Origin of the sequence: Synechococcus sp. CCY9201 (assembly GCF_034931105.1) — a bacterium.
GTDB lineage: Bacteria > Cyanobacteriota > Cyanobacteriia > PCC-6307 > Cyanobiaceae > CBW1002.
Map to the genome: position 1 here is coordinate 1 of NZ_JAYGIC010000065.1, position 23,047 is coordinate 23,047.

The 23,047-nt window shown below is 66.4% G+C and carries 22 protein-coding genes and 1 pseudogene; 11 read left to right on the forward strand and 12 right to left on the reverse strand.

Annotated elements, in window-relative coordinates:
• From VB716_RS06335 to thrS, 5 genes and pseudogenes are all read right to left on the reverse strand, one after another.
• A pseudogene (locus tag VB716_RS06335) lies at nt 1-700 on the reverse strand (M3 family peptidase); the annotation flags it as partial.
• A gap of 52 nt (nt 701-752) precedes the next feature.
• The gene (locus VB716_RS06340) at nt 753-2,339 is read right to left on the reverse strand and encodes an NAD(P)H-quinone oxidoreductase subunit 4 (RefSeq protein ID WP_322757006.1); all 1,587 of its coding nucleotides are present in this window, start codon (nt 2,337-2,339) and stop codon (nt 753-755) included.
• A 142-nt stretch (nt 2,340-2,481) separates the two neighbouring features.
• Complete coding sequence (gene thrB, locus VB716_RS06345; RefSeq protein ID WP_197155190.1) at nt 2,482-3,429, reverse strand: homoserine kinase; 948 nt, start codon at nt 3,427-3,429, stop codon at nt 2,482-2,484.
• A 70-nt stretch (nt 3,430-3,499) separates the two neighbouring features.
• Entirely contained in the window at nt 3,500-4,525 is a 1,026-nt protein-coding gene (gene glk / locus VB716_RS06350; protein ID WP_197170146.1) for a glucokinase, read from the reverse strand.
• 10 nt (nt 4,526-4,535) lie between these two features.
• Complete coding sequence (gene thrS / locus VB716_RS06355; RefSeq protein ID WP_322758825.1) at nt 4,536-6,266, reverse strand: threonine--tRNA ligase; 1,731 nt, start codon at nt 6,264-6,266, stop codon at nt 4,536-4,538.
• A gap of 365 nt (nt 6,267-6,631) precedes the next feature.
• Here thrS and VB716_RS06360 point away from each other — a divergent pair, with 365 nt between their 5' ends.
• Nucleotides 6,632-6,934: a DUF2605 family protein gene (locus tag VB716_RS06360; protein WP_322758826.1), complete on the forward strand. Its 303-nt coding sequence runs from the start codon at nt 6,632-6,634 to the stop codon at nt 6,932-6,934.
• Between the two features lie 17 nt (nt 6,935-6,951).
• On the forward strand, nt 6,952-7,422 hold the full coding sequence (locus tag VB716_RS06365; RefSeq protein WP_323270025.1) for an NINE protein: 471 nt from the start codon (nt 6,952-6,954) through the stop codon (nt 7,420-7,422).
• A gap of 2 nt (nt 7,423-7,424) precedes the next feature.
• Here the strand turns inward: VB716_RS06365 and VB716_RS06370 are convergent, their stop codons facing one another.
• From VB716_RS06370 to VB716_RS06390, 5 genes are all read right to left on the reverse strand, one after another.
• A complete protein-coding gene (locus VB716_RS06370; protein WP_197155182.1) occupies nt 7,425-8,015 on the reverse strand; it encodes a glycoside hydrolase family 104 protein in 591 nt (196 codons plus the stop codon).
• A 348-nt stretch (nt 8,016-8,363) separates the two neighbouring features.
• Nucleotides 8,364-9,377 (reverse strand): tryptophan--tRNA ligase, encoded by a 1,014-nt coding sequence (gene trpS, locus VB716_RS06375; RefSeq protein WP_322757008.1) that lies wholly within the window; start codon nt 9,375-9,377, stop codon nt 8,364-8,366.
• Nucleotides 9,378-9,382: 5 nt separating this feature from the next.
• Nucleotides 9,383-9,907 carry a hypothetical protein gene (locus tag VB716_RS06380; protein WP_197155178.1) on the reverse strand — a complete coding sequence of 175 codons (525 nt, stop codon included), beginning with the start codon at nt 9,905-9,907 and terminating at the stop codon, nt 9,383-9,385.
• Nucleotides 9,908-9,922: 15 nt separating this feature from the next.
• Nucleotides 9,923-10,456, reverse strand: a complete 534-nt coding sequence (locus tag VB716_RS06385; RefSeq protein ID WP_197155176.1) for a hypothetical protein — start codon at nt 10,454-10,456, stop codon at nt 9,923-9,925.
• The gene (locus tag VB716_RS06390) at nt 10,449-11,366 is read right to left on the reverse strand and encodes a cation diffusion facilitator family transporter (RefSeq protein WP_323270026.1); all 918 of its coding nucleotides are present in this window, start codon (nt 11,364-11,366) and stop codon (nt 10,449-10,451) included. Before VB716_RS06390 ends, VB716_RS06385 begins: the two co-directional genes overlap by 8 nt.
• Before the next feature lie 155 nt (nt 11,367-11,521).
• Between VB716_RS06390 and VB716_RS06395 the strand changes: the two genes are divergently transcribed.
• The 6 genes from VB716_RS06395 (at nt 11,522) to VB716_RS06420 (ending at nt 18,427) form a co-directional block, all read left to right on the forward strand.
• Nucleotides 11,522-12,988, forward strand: coding sequence for a YcjF family protein (locus VB716_RS06395; RefSeq protein ID WP_323270027.1), 1,467 nt, complete (start codon nt 11,522-11,524; stop codon nt 12,986-12,988).
• Nucleotides 12,989-13,322: 334 nt separating this feature from the next.
• Nucleotides 13,323-14,399 (forward strand): photosystem II q(b) protein, encoded by a 1,077-nt coding sequence (gene psbA / locus VB716_RS06400; RefSeq protein ID WP_197155171.1) that lies wholly within the window; start codon nt 13,323-13,325, stop codon nt 14,397-14,399.
• Between the two features lie 382 nt (nt 14,400-14,781).
• Nucleotides 14,782-15,612: a metal ABC transporter substrate-binding protein gene (locus VB716_RS06405; protein ID WP_322758828.1), complete on the forward strand. Its 831-nt coding sequence runs from the start codon at nt 14,782-14,784 to the stop codon at nt 15,610-15,612.
• Nucleotides 15,605-16,414: a metal ABC transporter ATP-binding protein gene (locus VB716_RS06410; RefSeq protein ID WP_197155167.1), complete on the forward strand. Its 810-nt coding sequence runs from the start codon at nt 15,605-15,607 to the stop codon at nt 16,412-16,414. Before VB716_RS06405 ends, VB716_RS06410 begins: the two co-directional genes overlap by 8 nt.
• A 1-nt stretch (nt 16,415) precedes the next feature.
• Entirely contained in the window at nt 16,416-17,270 is an 855-nt protein-coding gene (locus tag VB716_RS06415; protein WP_197155166.1) for a metal ABC transporter permease, read from the forward strand.
• Nucleotides 17,267-18,427, forward strand: a complete 1,161-nt coding sequence (locus VB716_RS06420) for a DUF4336 domain-containing protein (RefSeq protein WP_197155165.1) — start codon at nt 17,267-17,269, stop codon at nt 18,425-18,427. The genes VB716_RS06415 and VB716_RS06420 overlap by 4 nt, the downstream gene beginning before the upstream one ends.
• Before the next feature lie 21 nt (nt 18,428-18,448).
• Here VB716_RS06420 and VB716_RS06425 read toward each other — a convergent pair whose 3' ends face one another.
• Both VB716_RS06425 and lepB read right to left on the reverse strand, forming a co-directional pair.
• Complete coding sequence (locus tag VB716_RS06425) at nt 18,449-18,808, reverse strand: DUF760 domain-containing protein (RefSeq protein WP_197155164.1); 360 nt, start codon at nt 18,806-18,808, stop codon at nt 18,449-18,451.
• Nucleotides 18,809-18,842: 34 nt separating this feature from the next.
• Nucleotides 18,843-19,439 carry a signal peptidase I gene (gene lepB / locus VB716_RS06430; protein ID WP_322758829.1) on the reverse strand — a complete coding sequence of 199 codons (597 nt, stop codon included), beginning with the start codon at nt 19,437-19,439 and terminating at the stop codon, nt 18,843-18,845.
• Nucleotides 19,440-19,535: 96 nt separating this feature from the next.
• Between lepB and menD the strand changes: the two genes are divergently transcribed.
• From menD to VB716_RS06445, 3 genes are read left to right on the forward strand one after another with little or no spacing between them, the layout of a single operon-like run.
• The gene (gene menD / locus VB716_RS06435; protein WP_323270029.1) at nt 19,536-21,449 is read left to right on the forward strand and encodes a 2-succinyl-5-enolpyruvyl-6-hydroxy-3-cyclohexene-1-carboxylic-acid synthase; all 1,914 of its coding nucleotides are present in this window, start codon (nt 19,536-19,538) and stop codon (nt 21,447-21,449) included.
• A complete protein-coding gene (gene menB / locus VB716_RS06440) occupies nt 21,446-22,297 on the forward strand; it encodes a 1,4-dihydroxy-2-naphthoyl-CoA synthase (RefSeq protein ID WP_323270030.1) in 852 nt (283 codons plus the stop codon). Before menD ends, menB begins: the two co-directional genes overlap by 4 nt.
• A gap of 34 nt (nt 22,298-22,331) precedes the next feature.
• Nucleotides 22,332-23,039: a L,D-transpeptidase family protein gene (locus tag VB716_RS06445; RefSeq protein ID WP_323270031.1), complete on the forward strand. Its 708-nt coding sequence runs from the start codon at nt 22,332-22,334 to the stop codon at nt 23,037-23,039.
• The last annotated feature ends 8 nt before the right edge of the window (nt 23,040-23,047 follow it).

Here is a 23,047-nt window from a genome sequence, read left to right on the forward strand (position 1 = left end):
CGGCGCGGTTGTCGCCGGCCTCGCGGGCCGCCTGGGCCAGCAGCTCCCGCAGGCTGGCGGGCAATCCCTCAAGATCGGCCTCATCGCTCAACACCAGGCTCCACTGGTTGGTGGCGTCGAGCACATGGTTGCTGAAGCTCGTGGCCAGTTCCGCCAGCTCCTGGCTGGCGGCGTTGAAGGCCTCCTGGGCCGGGCCCTCCAGACCCACGCCGCGCAGCTGCATGTCCCGCAGTTCAGCGGTGAGGATGCGCTGCTGGGTGGCATCGAGGCGCAGAGCGGATCCCTCGGCGGCGCCTTGGTGCTGCGTGTCCAACGCCTGCAGGGCGGCATAGACGACTGAACTCTGGCCAGCCCGGTTGCCGAAGGCGACCACTCCACCCTGCTGCTGCTGGTGGGCCTGCCGCAGCTCCGGCGTGTTGCAGACCCCGTTGAGATGACTCACCACACCCCAGCTCCAGCGCAGCCGCTCCCCCAGCCGCTGGAGCGGATCCATCACCTCGTTCCAGGTCAGGGGAACGTCGTCATGCAGCCGGGAGCTGAGTTGATCTTCCAGGGCCGAGAGGCCAGCGTTGAGCTCTTCCAGTAACGCCGGAATGGCCTGATCCACCTGCTCCGGAGTGATTGCATCGAACGGGGGCAGTCCCTGACCAACCAGCAACGGGAGGCTGGGATCGGCAATGGCAACGGCGCTGGGCGTCATGGCTGGGAGCAGTCTGGCTCCCATTCCACAGGGTTGGCGGAGCGGCCGTGGTTCAGCCGAGGGCGGTCAACCGACCCAGGGCGATCTGGGCCTGATCGGCCAGCTCGGTGGCCAGGGCATTGGTGCTGGCTTCGTAGAAGTCGATCGCCACGCGAGGCCAGAAGCCGATCACGAGGGTCGGAACCAGCAGGCTGAGGCCGATCAGGAGCTCGCGCGGCTTCATATCGCCCACCACGGCCAGGGCGGGGATTCTGGGTCCGAAGAACACACGCCGGCAGAGCGAAAGCAGATACACCGGCGTCAGCACCAGGCCGATGGCCGCCAGCACGATCGTGATCACCCGGAATCCCACGGTGAATCCGTCATTAGCGGTCACCCCGAGGAAGACGGTGATCTCACTGACGAAGCCGCTCATGCCCGGCAGTGCCAGGGAGGCAAGACAACTGGCCAGGAAGAAGGCGAAGGTGATCGGCAGGGCCTTGGCCAGGCCGCCCATGTTCGGGATCGAGAGGGTCTTGGTGCGCTCGTAGAACACGCCGGTGACGAAGAACATGGCCGCGGCGATCAGGCCATGGCTGATCATCTGCAGCTGGGCACCGCTGATGCCGAGCGCATCAATGGCACCGATGCCCAGCAGCACGAAGCCCATGTGGCTCACCGAGCTGCAGGCGATGCGGCGCTTGACGTTGTCCTGAGCGAAGGCATTGAGGGCGCCGTAAATGATGTTGACGATCCCGAGCACGATCAGCGCAGGAGCCAGTTGCAGATGGGCTTCGGGCAGCATCTGGACGTTGAAGCGCAGCAGGGCATAGCCCCCCATCTTGAGCAGGACACCAGCCAGGAGCATCGAGACCGGCGCATTCGCCTCGCCATGGGCATCCGGCAGCCAGGTGTGCAGCGGGAAGATCGGCAGCTTCACGCCGAAGCCCACCAGGAAACCGAGATAACAGAGCAATCCGAAGGTTCCACCGGGGGAGCGGGCGGCCAGCTCGGACAGATTGAGGGTGAATCCATCACCGGACAAGGCCAGGGCCAGACCACTGATCAGGATCAGCAGGGACGCCGTGGCGGTGTACAGGATGAACTTGGTGGCGGCGTACTGGCGCTGGTTGCCACCCCAGATGGCGATCAACAGATAGACGGGAACCAGCTCGAGCTCCCAGGCCAGGAAGAACAGCAGGAAATCCTGGGAGAGGAAGACCAGTCCCTGGGCTGAAGCCTGGATCAGCATCAGCGCGAAATAGAGGCGTGTCTTGCGATTCACCGACCAGCTGGCCGCCACCGCCAGCAAGGTGACCAGCCCGCTCAGCACCACCAGGGGAGCGGAGAGGCCATCGGCGGCAAGCGACCACTCCAGGCCGAGGGCAGGAACCCAGGGCACCCGCTCGACCAGCTGAAGACCGCTGAGGCCACCTTCGAAGTGGCGGCTGAACACCCAGAGCATCAGGGCGAAATCCAGCGACAGCACCCCGAGGGCGATGCCCCTCGGCAGACGGGGATCGCTGCCATCTCCCGGCAGGAGGGGCATGACCAGGGCTGCCGCCGCCGGCAGCAGCACGATCAGGCTCAGCCAGGGAAAGGAGGCGGAATCGAACACAGAGGGGGAGGACGCGACCAGAAGGAAGAGGTTGGCGTCCATCACCAGAAAGCGACTTGTTGTTGGCCTCCTGAACCCCGAACCACAACGTTCTGTGGCACGTGAAGGAAGTTGCGGCGAATCTATCAGCTCGACGGTCTCATCCTGAGCAGAAATACTCAGCCCACAGGGTTGATCTGCCGGCTCAGCGCAGGGGCAGGGGTTCCCACTGACTGCCGCGGTGGCGGATGCCCAGAACTTCGGAGCGGGCCGACACCCCCTCCCGCTCCCAGGCGGTCACCATGGCCTGGCCCACCGCCTCGGTCACAGAGTCTGTGCCCAGGGCCAGCAACGTGGGACCCGCTCCACTGATCACACAGCCCCAGGCGCCAGCCGCGATCGCCGCCTCCCGCACGGCCCGTCCCCCCTGGATCAGCCCCCAGCGGTAGGGCTCGTGCAGACGGTCGTGCATGCCATCGGTGATCAGATCCCCGTTGCCGGTGCGCAGCCCCTGCAACAGCAGCGTCAGAGCACCGAGATTCATCACCGCATCGGGGATCGGGATGCTCTTGGGCATGGCCCGGCGCGCCTCGCTGGTGGTCAGCCGGATCGACGGGATCGCCACCACGACCCTGACCTGATCCGACCATTCACAGCGCACCACCCGCCAGCGATGCGACGCCGCCTTGGCGGTGAGGCAGAGGCCACCCACAAGGGACGGCACCACGTTGTCGGGATGGCCCTCGATGTCGATGGCCAGCTCCAGCAGCTTCTCCTGACTGAGAGGTTCACCCACCAGGGCATTGGCGCCCACCAGGCCCGCCACGATTGCCGTGGCACTGCTGCCGAGGCCACGGGCCGGCGGCACCGCCAGGCGGACGCGAGCCTCCAGGGCCACCGGCTCCTCGCCGGCCTCCCGCCAGACCCGCTGGGCGGCTCTGTACACGAGGTTGTCGGGCCCACCGCGCAGGTGGGCGCCTTCGCTGCCCTCGATGATGAGATCGAAGCGATCACTGCCGCCTTCGATGCAACGCAGCTCGAAGCGGTTATCCAGCGGGAGCGCCGCTCCCAGGCAGTCAAAGCCGGGCCCGATGTTGGCTGTGGTGGCGGGCACATCCACCAACACGCCCTGGCCGATCTGGGGACGCACCATCGGTATCTGCCTTCCGCACACGGGTCCTAAGCGGCCAGTGTCCCACCCGCTGGGGCGGGAGCGGGTGCATTCAGTGCAGCAGCATGCGCGCGCGACAGGCGGCGCTGAACAGACCGATGCCTTCATCGACCACAGCCGTGATCGGCAGGGAGGCGAGCTGGGGACGCAGGCGACCCTTACCGAGGAAAGCCTCCCGAAACGTTGTGGAGCCCAGCTCATCGAGCAATTTGGCAGCAGTGCCGCCGGCCAGCCAGAGGCCTCCTCGGCTGAGGCCGGTGAGGGCCAGGTCCCCACAGACGCTGCCATAGGCCCCCAGCCACAGATCGAGGGCCTCCAGGGCAAGCGCATCGCCACCGGCGGCGGCGCGGGCGGTGGCGGCTGGCAGATCCTCAGGAGCTTCTGTGCTGTCTCCCTGCAAGGCCGCCTGCCAACGCTCGGCCACCGGGGCCAGGGGGTGGCCCTGGGCGGCGGGCCGCTCCGCCAGCAGCCAGCGGGCCACATGGCCAAGCCCGGTGCCACTCACCACCCGCTCGATCGAGACCCGCTCCAGCTGGAGGTCTGCCTGCAACCAGCACTTCAGCTGCCATTCGGACTCGGAGCGCGGTGCGAAGGTGCCGTGGCCCCCTTCGCTGGCCATGGCCTGCAGGCCCTCACTGGTAGGAACCCCGTAGGCCACACCCAGTCCAGTGCCAGCCCCCACGATCAGCAGGGGGGCTGAAGGCTCAGGCACTCCGGGATGAAGCTGCACCTGCTGATCGGCGCCGAGATGGGGCAGGCCGTAGACCAGCACCGCGAAATCGTTCTCGAGTTCGAGCCTGGGGATCGTGCACTCGCGAGCAAGCGCCTCACTGCTCAACTGCCAGGGGAGGTTGGTGAGCTGGGCCCGCCCAGCCTGCACCGGTCCAGCCACGGCCAGACAGGCGGCATCAGGCCGCTCCTCACCCTCCAGGAACGCCTGCACCATCGGCGCCAGATCGGGCCAGGCGGCGGAGGTGAAACGCTGCTGCCGCAAACACTCCAGTCCATCCGCTGCGCTGCGGTACAGAGCCAGGAGTGTCTTGGTGCCGCCGATGTCACCTGCTAGCAGAGTGGTCATCAGGCCGGCCTCAGGCCTGGATCGGTTGGTCAGCCAGGACCAGAGCGGCACCTCGCTGCTGATTGGCCAGGGTGGCGGCCGCGATCAGGTCAGACCCCGCCACGCTTCCCAGATCTCCATCGCGGCGGCTGCGCAGGCTGACCGCACCGGCCTCGGCTTCCTTGGCACCGATCACCCCAAGCACCGGGATCTTCATCTGCTCGCCATTGCGAATCAACTTGCCCAGACGATCGCCGGAGTGGTCGATCGTGGCGCGAACGCCGGAGGCCTTGAGCTGGGCCATCAGCGCCTCGGCATAGGGACGCACCTCATCTGTGACCGGCAGCAGACGGATCTGCTCTGGGGCCAACCAAAAGGGGAAATCGCCGGCGTAGTTCTCGGTCATGATGCCAAAGAAGCGTTCCAGCGAGCCGAAGATGGCGCGGTGGATCATGATCGGTCGCTGGCGGCTTCCATCGGCAGCCACATACTCGAGGTTGAAACGCTCGGGCAGATTGAAGTCGAGCTGGATGGTGGAGCACTGCCACATCCGGCCGATGGCGTCCTCAATTTTGAGGTCGATCTTGGGCCCGTAAAAGGCACCACCGCCCTCATCCACTTTGTAGGCCCAGCCCTTGCGATCCAGCGCCTCGATCAGACCCTGCGTGGCCAGGTTCCAGACGGCATCATCGCCGATCGATTTCTCCGGCCGCGTGGAGAGATTGATCTCGTAGCTCCGGAAATCAAAGGCGGACAGGATCGTTTCGGTCAGATTCAGCACCCGCAGGATCTCATCACCGATCTGCTCCGGCAGACAGAACACATGGGCATCGTCCTGGGTGAAGCCCCGCACCCGCATCAGGCCATGCATCACGCCGGGCCGCTCGTAGCGATACACGGTGCCGAGCTCAGCCCAACGGATCGGCAACTCGCGGTAACTCCGCAATGTGCTGGCGTAGGTGAGCACGTGGAACGGACAGTTCATCGGCTTGAGCTGGTACTGGCGCTCGTCCACCTGCATCGGCCCGAACATGCTCTCGCTGTAGAAGTCGAGGTGGCCGGAGGTCTTCCAGAGGCTGATGTCCGCCACGTGGGGGGTGTACAGCAGCTCATAGCCGTCGGCGAAGTGGGCCTCGCGCCAGAAGTCTTCGATCAGCAGGCGCATGCGGGCACCACGCGGATGCCAGAACACCAGGCCGGCACCGGCTTCATCCTCGATCGCGAACAGGTCAAGGTCGGTGCCGAGGCGGCGGTGATCGCGGCGCAGGGCCTCCTGCTTGCGGTGCTTGTACTCCGCCAGCTGCTCGGGGGTCTCCCAGGCGGTGCCATAGATGCGCTGCAGCTGGGCCTTGGTCTCATCCCCGCGCCAGTAGGAGCCGGCAACGCTTTCGAGCTCGAAGGCCTTGGGGTTGAGTTCGCTGGTGTTGGTCACATGGGGGCCGGCGCAGAGATCCCACCACTCCTCGCCCAGCGTGTAGAGGGTGATGGGCTCGCTGAGGCCCGCCAGAATCTCCAGCTTGTAGGGCTCGTTCTGGGCCTTGATCTTCGCTTCAGCCTGCTCGCGGCTCACGGCGATGCGCTCAAGCGGCAGCCTGCGATTGATGATCCGGATCATCTCCTTCTTGATCGCCTTGAGATCGGCTTCCGTGAACGGATCCGGATTGTCGAAGTCGTAATAGAAGCCGCTCTCGGTCCAGGGGCCGATGGTCACCTGCGCCTTGGGGAAGAGCTTCTGCACTGCCATCGCCAGCACATGGCTCATCGAGTGGCGAATCTTCAGCAGCTGCTCGCTCTCGCTCGTTTTCGGCAGGACCAGCGGAGCCGCCGCTGCCTCAACGGCTGGCTCCGTGCCAGTGGTGCTGCCGCTGCCGCTCGGTGCAGGATCGGCGGAGCGGGTCACGGTCACGGCACAGGAGTCGGTCGAAGGGCGATCCTACGCAGCCCCATCGAGCCCTGAACAGCACCGATCGCTCTGGCTGGGGTGATCGTGCCTAGCCTGCTGAGATGGGCCAGTCCGCGTTTCCTGATCCCTCGGATCCAATTTCGGATCCATTGCCAAGGCCACTTCCAGAGCCAGCGACAGGGCCAGCCACGGGGCCGCTGTCGACTGGCTCTCTGGAAGGCGACCTGCTTGACGGGCTGCTCAGTCCCCTGATGGATGACTTCAGCGACTGGCTGCAACGCGGTCAGGTGTTGTTGCAGCACTGCCCGGAGGCGGTGATGCCAGCCGCCGAACGCCAGGCTCTGGCGGAGTCCCTGGAACAGGCCCTCAAGGACGTGGCCGCCGCCCGTGCCCTGCGGGCCGCCATCTCCACCCCGATGGCCCTGGACATGGAATCCCTGGCTCCCTGGCATCAGCTGGTGCTCCGGGTCTGGGCCCTGGCAAGCCGGCTTCGGCAGGCGGGCATTGTGGTTCCTGCAGCTCCCTGACCACGTCAACACGGTCTATGCCTTCCCTTTCGCCGGTGCTGCCTCCGGAACGCCGTCACATTGCCGTGGGCTATGTGCTCTGGGCCCTGGGCCTGATGGGGGTCTGCGGCCTTCAGCGCTTCTACACCCGACGGCCGGTGAGCGGCACCCTGTGGCTGCTCACCCTGGGGTGTTGCGGCATTGGCCAGCTGGTGGATCTGTTCCTCATGCCCGAATTGGTACGCACGGCCAATCAACCCCTGGCCCTGCATGAGGCCCTGGCGGCCGCCGATGCGGAGAAGACCCCCAGCCTGCAGCGTCAGCTGCTCGTTCTGGCGCGCCAGGCAGGAACCAAGGGGTTCACCATCAACGACGCCATGCTGGCGCTTGAGCTGGGCCGTGATGATGACGTCACCACGGTGCGTCAGGAAATCGATCAGCTGATGGGGGAGCACCTGCTCGACGTCGGGAACGATGAGCGCGGCCGGGTGGTCTACCGCGAATTCTGAGCTCAGGCCTGGCCTGCCTGCCGTTGCCGCTGCAGATCGGCCCGATAGAAGCGCACCAGCTGGTCTGCCCGCTTCACAGGCTGGCCGTAGGCACTGCCGCCATGGCTGGCCGGCAGGGAGGCCCACTCGTTCGCCAGGCGGGCCAGCACCGTGGCATCCAGGCCCCTGCGGTCGAACAGATCGAGAACACCGCGGCGATCCACCAGGAACAGGGCGGCCTGGTCCTGGCTGGCGGGGCCGAAGTCGGGCAGACCAAGGCGCTGCTGTGCTTCCCGCCAGGTTCCCGGCAGGAACTGGTAGGCACCGGCGGCGGCGCTGGTATAGCGCCGCCTGACCGTCACCTCGGGATGGCGCGCCAGGCTGGCAAAGCGGCCGCCCCCGTAGAGAACCCGGTAACCGTCATGGCTGCCGCCCACCCAGGTGCCCTCGGCGAAGCGGATGGTGTTGAGCAGGGCGCGGCGCTCTGGACTGATGGCATAGGCCGTGGCCTGGCCTCCGGCCAGAGCGGCGGTGGCGGCCTGGTGCTGCTGCACGGCCGGAACCGCCTCGGGCTGCCTGCCGGGTGCCGGTGCCACCAAGGGCAGGAGCGGCAAGGCGAGCAGCAGGGAGAAACGGGATCGGGTCGAAGAAATCAGAAGGGCTGATCGCGAGTCCAGAGAGACTGACGGTTAGCTGGGAGGGGCCGCCACCCCCATGCACTGGGGGGTGGACAAAGCTCCCACGGCGTGCTTTCGGACTGGGGATCATGAGTCCAGGCTCCATGAGCAAACCGCAACACAAGGCGAGCGAAGGGAGTTGACACGTGGGGCTTCGCCGTCGCTACCTGGGCATCACCACCGAGGGAACTGACAGTCTGATCAGCTGCACTGATCAACGAGCAGCCCTTCGATCAGCAGAAGATCACAATTGATGACGATCCACACCCGCAACTACTGATCGACCTATGAGCGTGGATAGAAGCCCAGCGCGTCGCGCAGGCGCTGGAGGGTGGTGCTGGCCACGGCCTCGGCCCGCTCTCTGCCCAGCTCCAGAACCTGCTGCAACTGGCTCGGGTCGCTGCGCAGATCGCGGTAACGCTCCTGAACCGGACGCAGGGCCTCCACCACCGTTTCGGCCAGCAGTGGCTTGAAGGTGCCCCATCCCATGGAGGCGCACTGGGCTGTGGCCGCCTCGCGCCCCAGGCCACTCAGAACCGCATAAAGGCCCAAGAGGTTGTCGGCTTCTGGACGCTCGGGGTTGCCGAACTCGAGGCCCATGGTGGGATCGGTCTTGGCACGCTTGATCTTTCTGGTCACCAGCTCGGGGGGGTCGAGCAGGGTGATGCGAGAGCCCTCGTTGGGATCGCTCTTGCTCATCTTGCTGCGGCCATCGGTGAGGCTCATCACCCGGGCCCCGTCCTGGAGGATCAGCGGTTCAGGCACCCGCAGCAGCGGCGCCTCCTCACTGCCGAAGCGGCTGTTGATCCGCTGTTGGGCAATGTCACGGGCCAGCTCGAGGTGCTGCTTCTGATCCTCGCCAACCGGCACCAGGTCAGCGTCATAGAGAAGGATGTCCGCCGCCATCAGCACCGGGTAATCCAGCAGACCGGCGGAGACGTTGTCGCCCTGCTTGACCGCCTTCTCCTTGAACTGGATCATCCGCTCCAGCCAGTTCAGCGGGGTGACGCAGTTCAGCAGCCAGCAGAGCTCGCTGTGGGCCGCCACGTGGCTCTGGACGAACACCGTCGAACGCTGCGGATCGATGCCGCAGGCCAGGTAGAGCGCCGCTGTGGTGAGGGTGTCCTCAGCAAGCCTGGCCGGGTCGTGGGGCACGGTGATCGCGTGCAGGTCCACAACACAGAAGAAGGTGTCGTGGCTGTCCTGCAGGCCGACCCAGTTGCGGATCGCGCCGAGCCAGTTGCCCAGATGCAAGGCACCGGTGGGTTGGACACCGGAGAGAACCCGTTGCCGAGCCATCGCAGTCAGCCGGCGGCGGCCACTTCAGAAGCTGTCGCTTCAGGTGTGGCTGGTTCCGAATCGGTGGATTCGCTGCTGTCGGTCTCAGAGCTGATCAGCTGATCGTCAGCCGGGGCTTCGGCAGGAGCCACCTCCTCTTCGATCGGCGTCGCGGCGGGGCGGGCCGGACGGGCAAAGGGGTTGGCCCGGGCCGCTGGTGCCGGACGGCCTTCGCCACGACGAATCTCGTTGCGGCGCGTTGGGCGGGAATCACCCGATGGCCGGGCATCACCCTGGGCGCGGTGCTCGGCCAGCAGGGCATCGAGCTGACCCTGGTCCAGCATCTGGCCCAGGCTGCGCACCGCAAAGCCCAGCACGGCCACGGTGGAGCGCAGACCGAAGGCCTCCTGCAGAGCCCGGGCCGAGCGCATCTCGTTGTCACTCAGGCGGATGCGAAAACCACCGGGCTCACGGTTGGGACCGGGGCGGCCACCACGGCTGGGTGCGTCGTGCCGGTCCTTGGAGATGGAGGGGGTGGTGTCGTCGGCCATTGCCGCAGCCCTGAGTCAGGCGCAAGTGTGCCGCATCGACGGACAGGTGGAGGCGAACGGTCGTTGCAGCCAGTGCAGACGGTGGGTCTCACCGCTGCCTTGGCGGGGCAGGACCAGCAGGGGCAGGTGAGGAACACCACACTCGAGGCTGTGGCGGTAGCAGCGCAACAACTCCAGGTAGGCCGGCAGGGTCCAGCCGTCATCACCGCGCATCTGCCGGCTCCAGTAGCGCCGCAAGGCCTGCTGGAACGGCAGGAGGTCAAACTCCTCCCAGCACTGCAGCTGTGCGGCCCAGTCCTCCAGGCCCTCTGCCCGCAGCTGGCGGAATCGCGCGAGCTCAGGAGCCTCACCGCTGCCATCGGGAGGCAGGGCCGTCGCCAGGGATTCGACCGGAACCACCTCGAGCCGCAACCAACAGCGGTCCAGCAGCAGTACCGGCAGCTGACCATGCCAGGCGGGAGCGGCGCGCAGGTCGGCAATCAGGCGATTCACCAGCGCCATCTGGCTCGGCCGCAGCAGCGGTGGATTCCCAGGCAGCAGATCAGCCATGGGTTCCTCGGAAGGTGATCTCCGCACTGGCGTATTCCGGGGGCTCAAGGTGGATGGTGCAACGCACCGGGCCGAAACGCTCCTCCAGGTGTTCCTCCACCAACTCAGTGATGCGATGGGCGGTGGGCAGATCGTTGGCCGACACGACGAGGTGCATGTCGATGAACACCTGCTGACCGAGCACACCACGACTGGCGATGTCGTGGCAATTCAGCACTCCGGGTACGGCCATCGCCACGGCATGGATGGCTTCCGGAGCGATCGCGATCTGGTCCACCAGCCAGGGGAGATTCGTGGTGATCACCGACCAGCACACCTTGACCAGCAGCACGCAGAGCGGGATCGCCAGCGCCACATCCAGCCAACTCTGACGCAGGAACACCGCACCGCAAAGGCCGACCAGCACCACGAGGGTTGTCCAGATGTCGCTGCGGGTGTGCAGGGCGTCGGCGATCAGCAGCCGGCTGCCGAGTCTGCGTCCTTCGCCGTGTTCGTAACCAGAGAGGAGAATGTTGAAACCCAGGGCCAGCAGCAGCAGCAGCAGCTCCGGCGCATCCACCCGCAGCGGGGTCAGACCGACACTGATGCGCTGCACGGCCGTCTGCAGGATCTCGAAGGCCGCGAACAGGATGAAGGCGGCGATCGCCAGGGCGCCGATAGCCTCGTATTTGTGGTGGCCATAGGGATGATCCCGATCGGGGCGAGGATCGGAGAGACCGTTGGTGAACAGGCCCAGCAGGCTGGAGAGGCCATCGGTGGCGCTGTGCATGGCATCCGCCAGCACCGCCAGAGACCCCGTGAACAGTCCGACCGCCAGCTTCAGCAGGCTCATGACCACGTTGACCGCCAGGGCGATCAACAGGACCCGCTGCACCTGCCCGCGATTGTCGGACCCCGCCCCGACGGCCATGTCCGGATCTCGATGCGCGTGGCTCCCAAACCTATTGGCAAATCCACAGAACACGGTGCTCACAGAAGCCAGCGATGGTGGCCGGCGCTACGGGCGGCTGATCCGGAGGCGGCTGAGCTAGAGATTCGGCATGTTCGGGTCCCAGCCGTTCCTTCGTGACCAGCCCAGACCACCCCAGCCCAGCGGCTCCTGGTGCCGCCACGGATTCAGCGGCAACCGAACCGGCGACCGATCCTTCAGCTCTGGGTCCAGCGGTGCGGCGTCTGCTGCGTCGAGGGCCCTGGTTACCCGTGGTGGTCGTGGCAGGGAGCGGCTGGCTGGTCAGCGATCTGCTCGGCCATGTCGGCCATGGGCTGATGGCAGCGGCGCTGCCGGCCGCCGCCGCCGCCGCTGGCCTGGTCTGGCTCTCCGGCAGGGGGACGGTCACCGCCAGACTGCCGGCCACCGCGAGCGGACTGCTGCAGCGCTGCGAAGGCCTGATGGAGCAGTTCGTCCAGCTGGAAGGGGCGGAGGGGTCTCGGCAGCAGGAACGACGGCGCGAACTGCAGGAGTGGCGCTCCAGCCAGGAGGAGCCCGGCCTGAGCCTGGCGCTGGTGGGGGTTCAACTTCCGGAAGCCACCGCGATGACGCCGATGCGTGACGCCCTGCGGGGTCGGGCCGCCCTGGCGTTGCACTGGGCCCGGCCTCTGCCGGCGAGCAGCCCGGACTGGCGCTGGCCAACCCTGTTCGAGCGCTGTGATGTGCTCCTGTACCACCTGCGGCTGCCCCTCAGCGCCGCGGATCTCCGTTGGCTGGAAGGCCTGGACGACTGTCCCTGTCTGTGGCTGCTGGCCACGTTCCACGGGTCCGTGCAAGACGGGTCGGCGCAGCGCATGCGCCAGGAGCTGGCCGCCCAGCTGCCTGCGGGGCAGGCGGCGCGGGTTCTGTTCTGGGATGGGTCGAGCGAGACTCTCGCGGCTGCCCTGGAACCGCTGGCGCTGGATCTGCGGCAGCGACCGTTGCAGCTCCGTCGTGACGCCCGGCTGCGCAGCCTGCGCCTGCTGCATCGCCGCTGGCAGGCCGACCTGGAACAGCTGCGCCGCCAGCGCTGGATCCAGCTGCAGCAGCGCACCCAGTGGATCGTGGCGGCGGGGGTCTTCGCCGCTCCGGTGCCCAGCCTGGATCTGCTGGTGCTGGCGGTGGCCAACGGCCTGATGCTGCAGGAGATGGCGCGCCTCTGGGGCTGCTCCTGGTCGATGGCACAGTTGCGCGACGCGGCCCTGGAGCTGGGCAAGGCAGCCCTGGCCCAGGGCGTGGTGGAGTGGAGCACCCAGGCCCTGGCCGCCGCGATCAAGCTGCATGGAGCCACCTGGTTGATCGGTGGCACGGTGCAGGCAGTCAGCGCGGCTTACCTGACGCGGGTCGTGGGCCATGCCATGGCCGACATGCTGGCCCTGACCGCCGGAGTGGCCGCCCCTGATCTGGAACGGATCAAGCGCCAGGCACCGCTGCTGGTCGCCCGGGCCGCCGAGGCCGAGAAACTCGATTGGGCAGCCTTCCTGCAGCAAGGTCGCAACTGGGTGCAGGAACAGTCCAACCGCATCAACGGCGCCGTACCAGCTCTGCCGCAGGCCTCGACCTGAACAGATGTAACAGGATCGTTACTTCTGAAGTAAAGCAACCTGAAGCAACGAAACAATGTATTTCCCAGGCAGCGAATCGCCGGCGCTCTCTAATCAGTTCACGTAACGTTTTTCTAACCGTTCGGGATCATCCCGTCGGCTGATCGCTTCGGTTGCATTCCGGGTTTCCCCGGCTGATGTTCCCTGGAGCGGTTGCGGGTTGCCGCTGTGTCGCCAGACGTTGCCCGGCCCATGGTCTCCCCATAGCATCGGCAGCTCTCAGTGCACCAGCGCAGTGCACAAACGCAGCGCACAAGCGGACCCCATACCTCCATCCCATCCGTCCTCTTCATCCATGACCACTGCCGTCCGCAGCGGCCGCAGCGGAAGCTGGGAAAGCTTCTGTGAGTGGGTCACCTCCACCAACAACCGCATCTACGTGGGTTGGTTCGGTGTGCTGATGATCCCCTGCCTGCTGGCCGCCACCATCTGCTATGTGGTGGCGTTCATCGCCGCCCCTGCCGTCGACATCGACGGTATCCGTGAGCCGGTCGCCGGCTCGCTGATCTACGGCAACAACATCATCTCCGGTGCTGTTGTTCCCTCCAGCAACGCCATCGGCCTGCACTTCTACCCCATCTGGGAAGCCGCCAGCCTCGATGAGTGGCTGTACAACGGCGGTCCCTATCAGCTGGTGGTGTTCCACTTCCTGATCGGCATCTCCGCCTACATGGGCCGGCAGTGGGAACTCTCCTACCGCCTCGGCATGCGTCCCTGGATCTGCGTCGCCTACAGCGCTCCGCTGTCGGCAGCCTTCGCCGTGTTCCTGATCTATCCCTTCGGTCAGGGCTCCTTCTCCGATGGCATGCCGCTCGGCATCTCGGGCACCTTCAACTTCATGCTGGTGTTCCAGGCTGAGCACAACATCCTGATGCACCCCTTCCACATGCTGGGGGTGGCCGGTGTGTTCGGCGGCAGCCTGTTCTCCGCCATGCACGGCTCCCTGGTGACCTCGTCGCTGGTGCGTGAAACCACTGAGAGCGAGAGCCAGAACTACGGCTACAAGTTCGGCCAGGAGGAAGAGACCTACAACATCGTGGCTGCCCACGGTTACTTCGGTCGCCTGATCTTCCAATACGCCTCCTTCAACAACAGCCGCAGCCTCCACTTCTTCCTGGCCGCCTGGCCGGTGGTCGGCATCTGGTTCACCTCCCTGGGCGTGAGCACGATGGCCTTCAACCTGAACGGTTTCAACTTCAACCAGTCGATCCTGGATGGCCAGGGCCGGGTCGTGAACACCTGGGCCGACATCCTCAACCGCGCTGGTCTGGGCATGGAAGTGATGCATGAGCGCAATGCGCACAACTTCCCGCTCGACCTGGCAGCCAGCAGTGCCGCACCTGTGGCCCTGACGGCACCCACCATCGGTTGATCCCAGGGGGCCGCTTCGCCACGCTGATCCCACGATCCCAGCGGAAGCGTCTCGATTCGATCCACAGCCCTGCAGGGTTACTCCTGCGGGGCTTTCTGATGCCTGCCCGTCGCTGGTTCAGCGGCGGGGTCTGCCCGCCAGGGTGCCTAGGCTCTTTCTGGTTATGCCGGCCAGCTTTCCGGCTTTCTGTTCCACCGTGCCATCCCCGTGCTTCGTCCATCGACACCACGCTGACCAGACCAGATGGCCCAGGCGAGCCGGCCTGGCCCTGATCGCGCTCCCCCTTCTGCTGGTCACGGCGGGGTGCTCCGCTCCTCCCACGGTGTCGCCACGGGATCAGGTTTCAGCAGGCTCACCCTCAGCATCCGAGGGGCGTCCCTTGGTGCTCACCACCTTCACGGTGCTGGCGGACATGGCCCGCAACGTGGCCGGAGATCGACTGGAGGTGGCCTCGATCACCAAGGTGGGGAGCGAAATCCATCACTACGAGCCCACGCCCAGCGATCTGCGCCGCGCCCAGGGTGCGGTGATGGTCCTGGAAAACGGCTTCAATCTGGAGCGCTGGGCCCAGCGTTTCACCGACACCATCCAGGGAGCACGACGGGTCGTGGTGACCGAGGGTATGGATCCTCTGCCGATTCGCAGCGATGGACTGGAGTCCACCGGCAGCACAGGCCCAGGCGTGCCCAATCCCCATGCCTGGATGTCGCCCAGCCGTGCCCAGCACTATGTGGACACGATCCGGGACGCCTTCATCGACCTGGATCCGGCCGGAGCCGCCACCTACCGCCGTAATGCCGAGGCCTACAAGCAGAAGCTCGCCCAGCTCGATCAGGATCTGCGTCGCTCCCTGGCGAGGGTGCCGCCCAACCAGCGGATGCTGGTGACCTGCGAGGGAGCGTTCAGCTATCTCGCCCGCGACTACGGATTGCAGGAGGGCTACCTCTGGCCAGTGAACGGTGAAGGGGAAGCCACCCCTCGGCGACAGGCCCGTCTCACCGACGAAGTGCGTCGCCGGAAGGTCCCGGCGGTGTTCTGCGAAAGCACCGTCAGCGACAAAAGCATGCGCCAGTTAGCGGCGGCCAGTGGAGCCCGCTTCGGCGGTACGTTCTACGTCGATTCGCTCTCGGATCCCACAGGTCCCGCGCCTAGCCTGTTGAAGTTGCAGCGACACAACGTCGATCTGATCGTGAAGGGGCTCACGAATGACTGACGCCGCCTGGGGTGCCGATCACAGCACGGCAGGCCAGCTCCGGTCAGGCCTGCGGCTGGAGGTGGAGAACGTCAGTGTGGATTATCACGGAAGCGTTGCTCTGCACGGAGCCAGCCTGGTGCTACCTGCCGGCAGTATCTGTGGTCTGGTTGGCATGAATGGGGCTGGCAAATCCACCCTGTTCAAGGCCTTGATGGGCTTCATCCAACCCTCCTGCGGACGCATCCGCGTCAATGGACTGGGGGTTCAGGATGCGCAGCGCCAGCACGCCGTGGCCTACGTGCCCCAGAGCGAGATGGTCGACTGGGACTTCCCGGTGAGTGTGGAGAACGTCGTGATGATGGGGCGCTATGGCGCCATGAACCTGCTGCGCATCCCCCGTTCCTCCGACCATGCCGCCGTGCGTCATGCCCTCGAGCGTGTGGAGCTGTGGGCCCTGCGCCACCGCCAGATCGGTTCGCTCTCCGGCGGACAACGCAAGCGGGCCTTTCTGGCCCGTGCCCTCGCTCAGGGCGCCTCGGTGCTGCTGTTGGATGAACCCTTCAATGGGGTCGACATCCGCACCGAAAAACTGATCGTTGATCTGCTGCTGCAGTTCCGCCAGGAAGGTCGCTCGATCCTGATTTCGACGCACGACATGGCCCACGTGCGCAGCTTCTGCGATCAGGTGGTGCTGATCAACAAGACCGTGCTGGCCTACGGCGAAACATCCGAGGTGTTCACACCCGAGAATCTGGCCCGCACCTTCGGTGGCGAGGTGCCCGTGATGGGACCGGCCGCCACTGGTGGCGAGGGCTGCTGAGATGGATCTCGCCACCCTGTTGCTGGAGCCCCTGCGCCACGACTTCATGGTCAAGGCGCTGCTGGTGAGCCTTTTGGTGGCAAGCGTCTGCGGCATGCTCTCCTGCTTCATGACCCTCAAGGGCTGGGCCCTGATGGGGGATGCCGTATCCCACGCCGTGATGCCGGGCGTGGTGATTGCCTACGCCCTGGGGCTGCCCTACGCCCTCGGTGCCTTTGTGTTCGGTGTGGGCTCGGTGGCCTCGATCGGTTTCATCAAGCAGAAGACACGGGTGAAGGAGGACACGGTGATCGGCCTGGTGTTCACCGGATTCTTTGCCCTGGGAATCACGCTGGTCTCGAAGGTGCGCAGCACGATCGATCTCACCCACATTCTCTTCGGCAACGTCCTGGGAATCTCGCCGGAGGACGTGACCCAGACCCTGGTGATCTCCCTGATCGTGCTGGCGGTGTTGCTTGTGTTCCGCCGCGATCTGGTGCTGTTCTGCTTCGATCCGACCCACGCCCGCTCGATCGGCATCCGCACCGGAGTGCTCCACTACCTGCTGCTGTCGATGCTGTCGCTGGCGGCGGTGGCCGGGCTGCAGACCGTGGGCATCATCCTGGTGGTGGCCATGCTCGTCACCCCTGGGGCCACCGCCTATCTGCTCACCGATCGATTCGACCGGATGTGCTGGCTGGCCATGGCCAGTGCCTCCCTGGCCAGCCTGCTGGGGATCTATGCCAGCTATTGGTTCGATGCCTCCACGGCCGGCTGCATCGTGCTGTGGCAGACAGGCCTCTTCCTGATGGCCCTGCTGTTCGCGCCTCGCCATGGACTGCTGGCCCACCGCCGCCACCAATCCCAGCCACGATGATGGCGCCTGAGTCTCTGGCAGATCAGCGCTGGCCCTGGTGGCCCCTGCTGCCCCTCTACCCCTACGGCCAACGTCGCACCCTGGTGCGAGAACTGATCGCCGATCAGGTGTGGAGCTTCGAGCAGCTGCAGGGGATCTACTACGTGGCCGTGCCGATCCGGATGACGGTGCTGCGGCTGCAGCAGGGACTCCTGCTCTACGCGCCGGTGGCACCAACGCCAGAAGTACGGCGCCACCTGGCTGCCCTGGAGCAGATCCACGGACCGGTCTGCACGATCGTGCTGCCCACCAGCTCCGGCCTCGAGCACAAACTGCCGGTTCCGGCCATGGCCCGCGCCTTTCCCAAGGCGCAGGTGTGGGTCAGTTCAGGTCAGTGGAGCTTTCCGCTGAATCTGCCCCTGAGCTGGCTGGGATTTCCTGCCAGGCGCACCCACATCCTCGGCAGCGAGGGCTATCCCCATCCCGGTGAGCTGGAGTGGTGCAGCCTCGGTCCACTCAATCTCGGTCTGGGAACCTTCCAGGAGGTGGCCTGCCTGCACCGCGCCAGCGGCAGCGTGCTGATCACCGACGCCCTGGTGAGCATCGGGGATCAGCCACCGCAGCTGTTCGACGCCGACCCGACGCCACTGCTCTTCCACGCCCGTGAACGGGCTGAAGAGCCCCTGGTCGACAGCCCGGCCCAGCGGCAGCGCGGCTGGAAGCGGCTGGTGCTGTTCGCGTCCTACCTCAGGCCCGCCAGTGTGGCCGTACCGCCCCTGGCGCAGGTGCTCGGCCACAGCCTCGCGGCAGGTCTTCGCCAGAAGCGGGCCCACTTCGGCTTTTATCCCTTCCGCTGGCAGCCGGGCTGGGAGCAGGACTTCGAGACCCTGCGGGGCGGCCAGAGCCTGCAGGTTGCCCCGGTGCTGGAGCGGCTGGTATTTCCGCGCTGCCGTCAGGCGCTGGTGGACTGGCTGGTCCAGCTGGGCCGCTGGGGCGAGATGCGATGGTTGATCCCTGCCCACTACGACGCCCCGGTGCCCTGTCACGGCTCCGATCTGGAAGGATTGGCCAGCCAGCTTGAGCAGCGCAGCTGGGCACCGGATAGCGGCGGATGGGAAGTGCTCGCCAGCATCGACCGGCAATTGCTGCGCCTGGGGCTGGTTCCAGAAAATCCCTGATCTGGGATCAGAACTGTCAGTTCAGAGCTTCAGTTCGCCTGGGCAGGCTTCGTCGTCGTCGTCAAGGCCGCCGATGCCGATCAGGGAGGAATCCAGTTCCATGCGCTGCTCCATCTGGCGAAGGAAATAGCCCGTCATCATCGCGGAGGCCAGAAGACCGGCGAGATTGTCACGGCTGGCCTGGATCTTCACCTCAAACTGTTCACCCGGCAACATTCCGAGCAGACCCTGCACATTGTGGCGAATGATTTCCTGCATATCCGGGCTGGCCGAGCGCGCCACGCGCTGGAGCACATCCGGGGATTGTTCCTGCAGGTACTGAATCAGCGAATTGCTGCTGATCGCTTCGGTATCGGTCTTCAGGAACTCCGGGTTGAACATCTCCCTCCGGGGTGCTCTGGAACACGCCTGCACCCTAACCCAAGTGTTCGTTAGCACCATCGAGATCAGCGGACGGCAATCGCGGCAACGATCCGAAGCGTTGCAACGGCCAGTACCGCCACAGAGCCGAGCCGATCAGGCAGTCATCCGGCAAGCTTCCCCAGAGGTGGGAATCGAGGCTGCTGTTGCGGTTATCGCCCAGCACGAAATGATGTCCCGCAGGCACGGTGAGGGGTTCCAGGTCGTAATCGATCAGCTCAGGAGCCCAATCGAGGGAAACGGGTTCGCCGTTGCGCCAGAGGCGGCCCTGCCGCACCTCCACCCGATCGCCAGGTTCGGCCACGATCCGCTTGATCAGGGCAGCCCTGGGGTCGTAACCCGCCGCGATCAGAGGGCTGGGGGGATGGAATACCACGATCGTGCCCAGGGGCAGGGGCAGATCCAGCCGGGCGCGCAGCTTCTCCACCAGCACCCGATCCTCCAGCTGCAGGGTGGGCAGCATCGAGCCGGAGGGAATCCAGCGCGGTTCCAGCACCCACCAACGCAGCAGCAGGGCCAGCACCAGCCACAGCAGCAGCGACTGCAACTGGCGCCGCACGGCCTGCCACCAGCTCGCGCCCTCGGCTGCCATCGGGGAGGTGGACTCGTTGCTCGGCATCGCGAATCGTCGGGGGCGGGCCGGCCGGTGAGGATGATCGGCCCATCTTGACCAACGGAGGCAACGCCAGTGGCGGCCGCGGCCCAATGCAACCTGCAGGCGGCCCTCACCCTGCTGGCGGAGCTGCAGAGGGCTGGCCTGCAGCATGTGGTGTTGTGTCCCGGCAGCCGCTCCGGTCCTCTGGCAGTGGCCGCAGGGCTGCAACAGCAACGGGGCCTGCGGCTGCACACCGCGATCGACGAGCGCTCGGCAGCCTTCTTCGCCCTCGGATTAGGTCGTGCCGAGGGTCGGGCCGCCGCGGTGGTCACCACCTCCGGCACGGCGGTGGCGAATCTGCTGCCGGCCGTGGTGGAGGCCGACTACGGCGCCATCCCCCTGCTGCTGCTCACGGCCGACCGTCCCGTCGCCCTGAAGGGATGCGGTGCCAATCAGACCGTGAACCAGCAGGATTTTCTGCGCGCCAACTGCCGCTGGTATGGAGAAGGCCCGCCCGAGGGACTGGCCGATGCCAGCGAGACATCGCTGCGCAACCTGGCGTGGCAGGCCATGGCCGCCACCGCCGGATCCCCTGCTCCATCAGGACCGGTGCATCTGAATCTGCCCTTCAGCGAACCCCTGCACGGCAACGCCACCGACCTGCTGGCTCTGGCGGCGGCAAGCCTTCCAGAAACACCCAATCGAGCGTCTTCAGAGCTCCTCGATCCATCCGTTGCACTCCCGTTCAATCCTCAGCCTCCTGATCAGCCCGTCGGGCAACGTGCCGAGCCCTTAGGACAACCTGCCCAGCCAGCGGCCACCCACTCCAGCCCTTTGGCCGGTTCACCTGGCGATGCACCCCACCTGGATCCCGACCTCCCCGGAGTGGTGGTGGCGGGACCCTGGCGCGGGCCGATGGCAGCCTTTCCTGCCTTCCTGGAGGCCCTGCGCCAGTGGCAACGGCGCAGCGGCTGGCCGGTGCTGGCCGATGCGCTCTCCAGCCTGCGTGGCTGTCCTGGTCTGGAACTGATCTGCAGCTACGACCTGCTGTTGTGCCACCCCGACCTGCTGCTGGGCCCGACCGATCTGGCCAGCCCTCAAGGGCAGCCCTTGCAGGTGCTGCGGCTGGGTCCACTGCCGGCCAGCCGACGGTTGCAGCAGTGGCTGGGCACTGGCCACCAGCGGCAGGTACTGATCAGCGAAGCGGAACCACGGCCCCTGGATCCGCTCGGCACCGGAGCCCTGCAGTGGGATGGGGGGTTGGTCTCCTGGCTGGCCTCCGCCCCACCGGCCTGGCGATCGGGCTCCCCGGCGCCCGACTGCCTGGCCCTGGGGAGGCAATGGCACCAGGCAGAACAGGCGATGCAGACGTGGCTGGATCAGAAGCTGCAGCCAGACCCTTCCGCCGGGCTCAACGAACCGGGCCTGGCCCGATGGTTGAGTCAGCGGCTGCCGGCCGATCTGCCGCTGCTTCTGGCCAACAGCAGCCCCGTGCGGGACTGGGAGAGCTTCGGGTCATCATGCGCCCCGCACCGCCCCGTGTTCTCCTTCCGCGGCGCCTCCGGCATCGACGGCACCCTCTCGCTCGCCTGCGGCATCGCCGAAGCCCTGGGGGCGGCGGTGCTGGTCTGCGGTGATCTGGCCCTGCTGCACGACTGCAACGGCTGGCTCTGGCAGCAGCAGCTGCGCGGCCGGCTCACGGTGCTGCTGATCGACAACGGCGGCGGCGGCATCTTCGAGCAGCTCTCGATTCGACCCAGCGACGAGGCACTGCTCGATTTCGAGCGTCTGTTCGCCATGCCGCAGGCGGTCGATCCCTGTGCCCTGGCCGCCGCCCACGGGGTCCCGGCCCGTTCGATCAACAGTTGGAGCACCCTGGAGGAAACCCTGGCCTGGGCCCTTCAACTCCCGATGGCCCTGGTGCGGTTGCGGACCGACCGCCGCGCCGATGCCAGCCGGCGCCAGCACTTGCGCACAATGGCGGCAGCACAACCCGATCCCTCTTGAGCACGCCCCCCCAGCCGGTGATCTGGCAGAGCACCGGGTCGTATGAGGACATCCGCTTCGAGATCAGTGAGGAGGGAATCGCCCGCATCACGATTGATCGTCCCCATAAACGCAACGCCTTCCGGCCCCGCACGGTGCAGGAGCTCTGCGACGCCTTTTCGCGGGTGCGCGACAACCCCCGCCTCGGCGTGGTGCTGTTCACCGGTGCCGGTCCGGCAGCCGATGGCGGCTGGGCCTTCTGCGCCGGCGGCGACCAGAGCGTGCGGGGTGACGGCGGTTACCTGGATGAGACGGGCCTGCCTCGCCTCAATGTGCTCGACCTGCAACGGCTGATCCGCAGCCTGCCCAAGGTGGTGATTGCCCTGGTCGCCGGCTACGCCATCGGCGGCGGCCAGGTGCTGCATCTGCTCTGTGATCTGAGTCTGGCGGCGGAGAACGCGGTGTTCGGCCAGACCGGGCCCCGGGTCGGCAGCTTCGACGGCGGTTTCGGCGCCGGCTACCTGGCCCGGGTGGTGGGGCAACGCAAGGCCCGCGAGATCTGGTTTCTCTGCAGGCAATACAACGCCCAGGAGGCCCTGGCGATGGGGTTGGTGAATCAGGTGGTGCCCCTGGAGCAGCTGCAGGCCGAGGGAGTGAGCTGGGCCCGCCAGGTGCTGCGCCACAGCCCCACGGCGATCCGCTGCCTCAAGGCCGCCTTCAATGCCGAAACCGACGGGCTGGCGGGCCTGCAGGAACTGGCGGGTCAGGCCACCCATCTCTTCTACCGAACCGAGGAGGGCCAGGAGGGTCGCAATGCCTTCCTTGAAAAACGCGAGCCCGACTTCTCCTCCTCAGCCTGGCTACCTTGACGGTGGATCACTGCCATCGGATCTGCTCCAGCTCGTGCGCCCCGCCCACCGATCCGAACCGCTACCTGAACCGCTGTTGTGGTCACGGCCGATACCGGACAAGCGGTTCCAGCCGTTCCAAAAGGCGGATCCCATCTGCCGCGGGCTGCGCCAGACCACCCTGGCTGGACTGATCACCCTGGGACTGGCAGCGGGACTGATCGCTCCTGACGCCCATGCCAGCACTCAGACCAGTGCCGGCAGCCAGCTGGTTGACACCAAGCAGGGCGTGGCCGTGGCCACCCCAGCCTCAGACGAGGCCCCCGGTGGACTGGAGCTGGTGCTGGATCGCCGCCAGCGACGCCTGCTGGTGCTCGAGAACGGCCAGGAAATCCGGCGCTTTCCGGTGGCGGTCGGCATGCCGGGCTGGGAAACCCCCGTGGGCCGGTTCGAGGTGATGGAGCTGCGGGCCAACCCGGTCTGGGAGCACCCGGCCAATGGTCGCCTGATTCCCCCCGGTCCGGCCAACCCCCTGGGCAGCCGCTGGATCGGCTTCTACCGCGACTGCAAGGGCCGCCGCGGCTTCAACGGCCAGGAGCACCTGGTGGTGCAGGGGTGCGTCACCGCCGGCTTCCATGGCACGCCCAACCGCGCCAGCGTCGGGCAGGCGGTATCGCACGGCTGCGTTCGCCTGTACGACGAGCACGTGCAGGCGCTGTACAACCTGGTCCAGCTGGGAACCCCCGTCACGGTCCTGCCGTGACGGTGCCG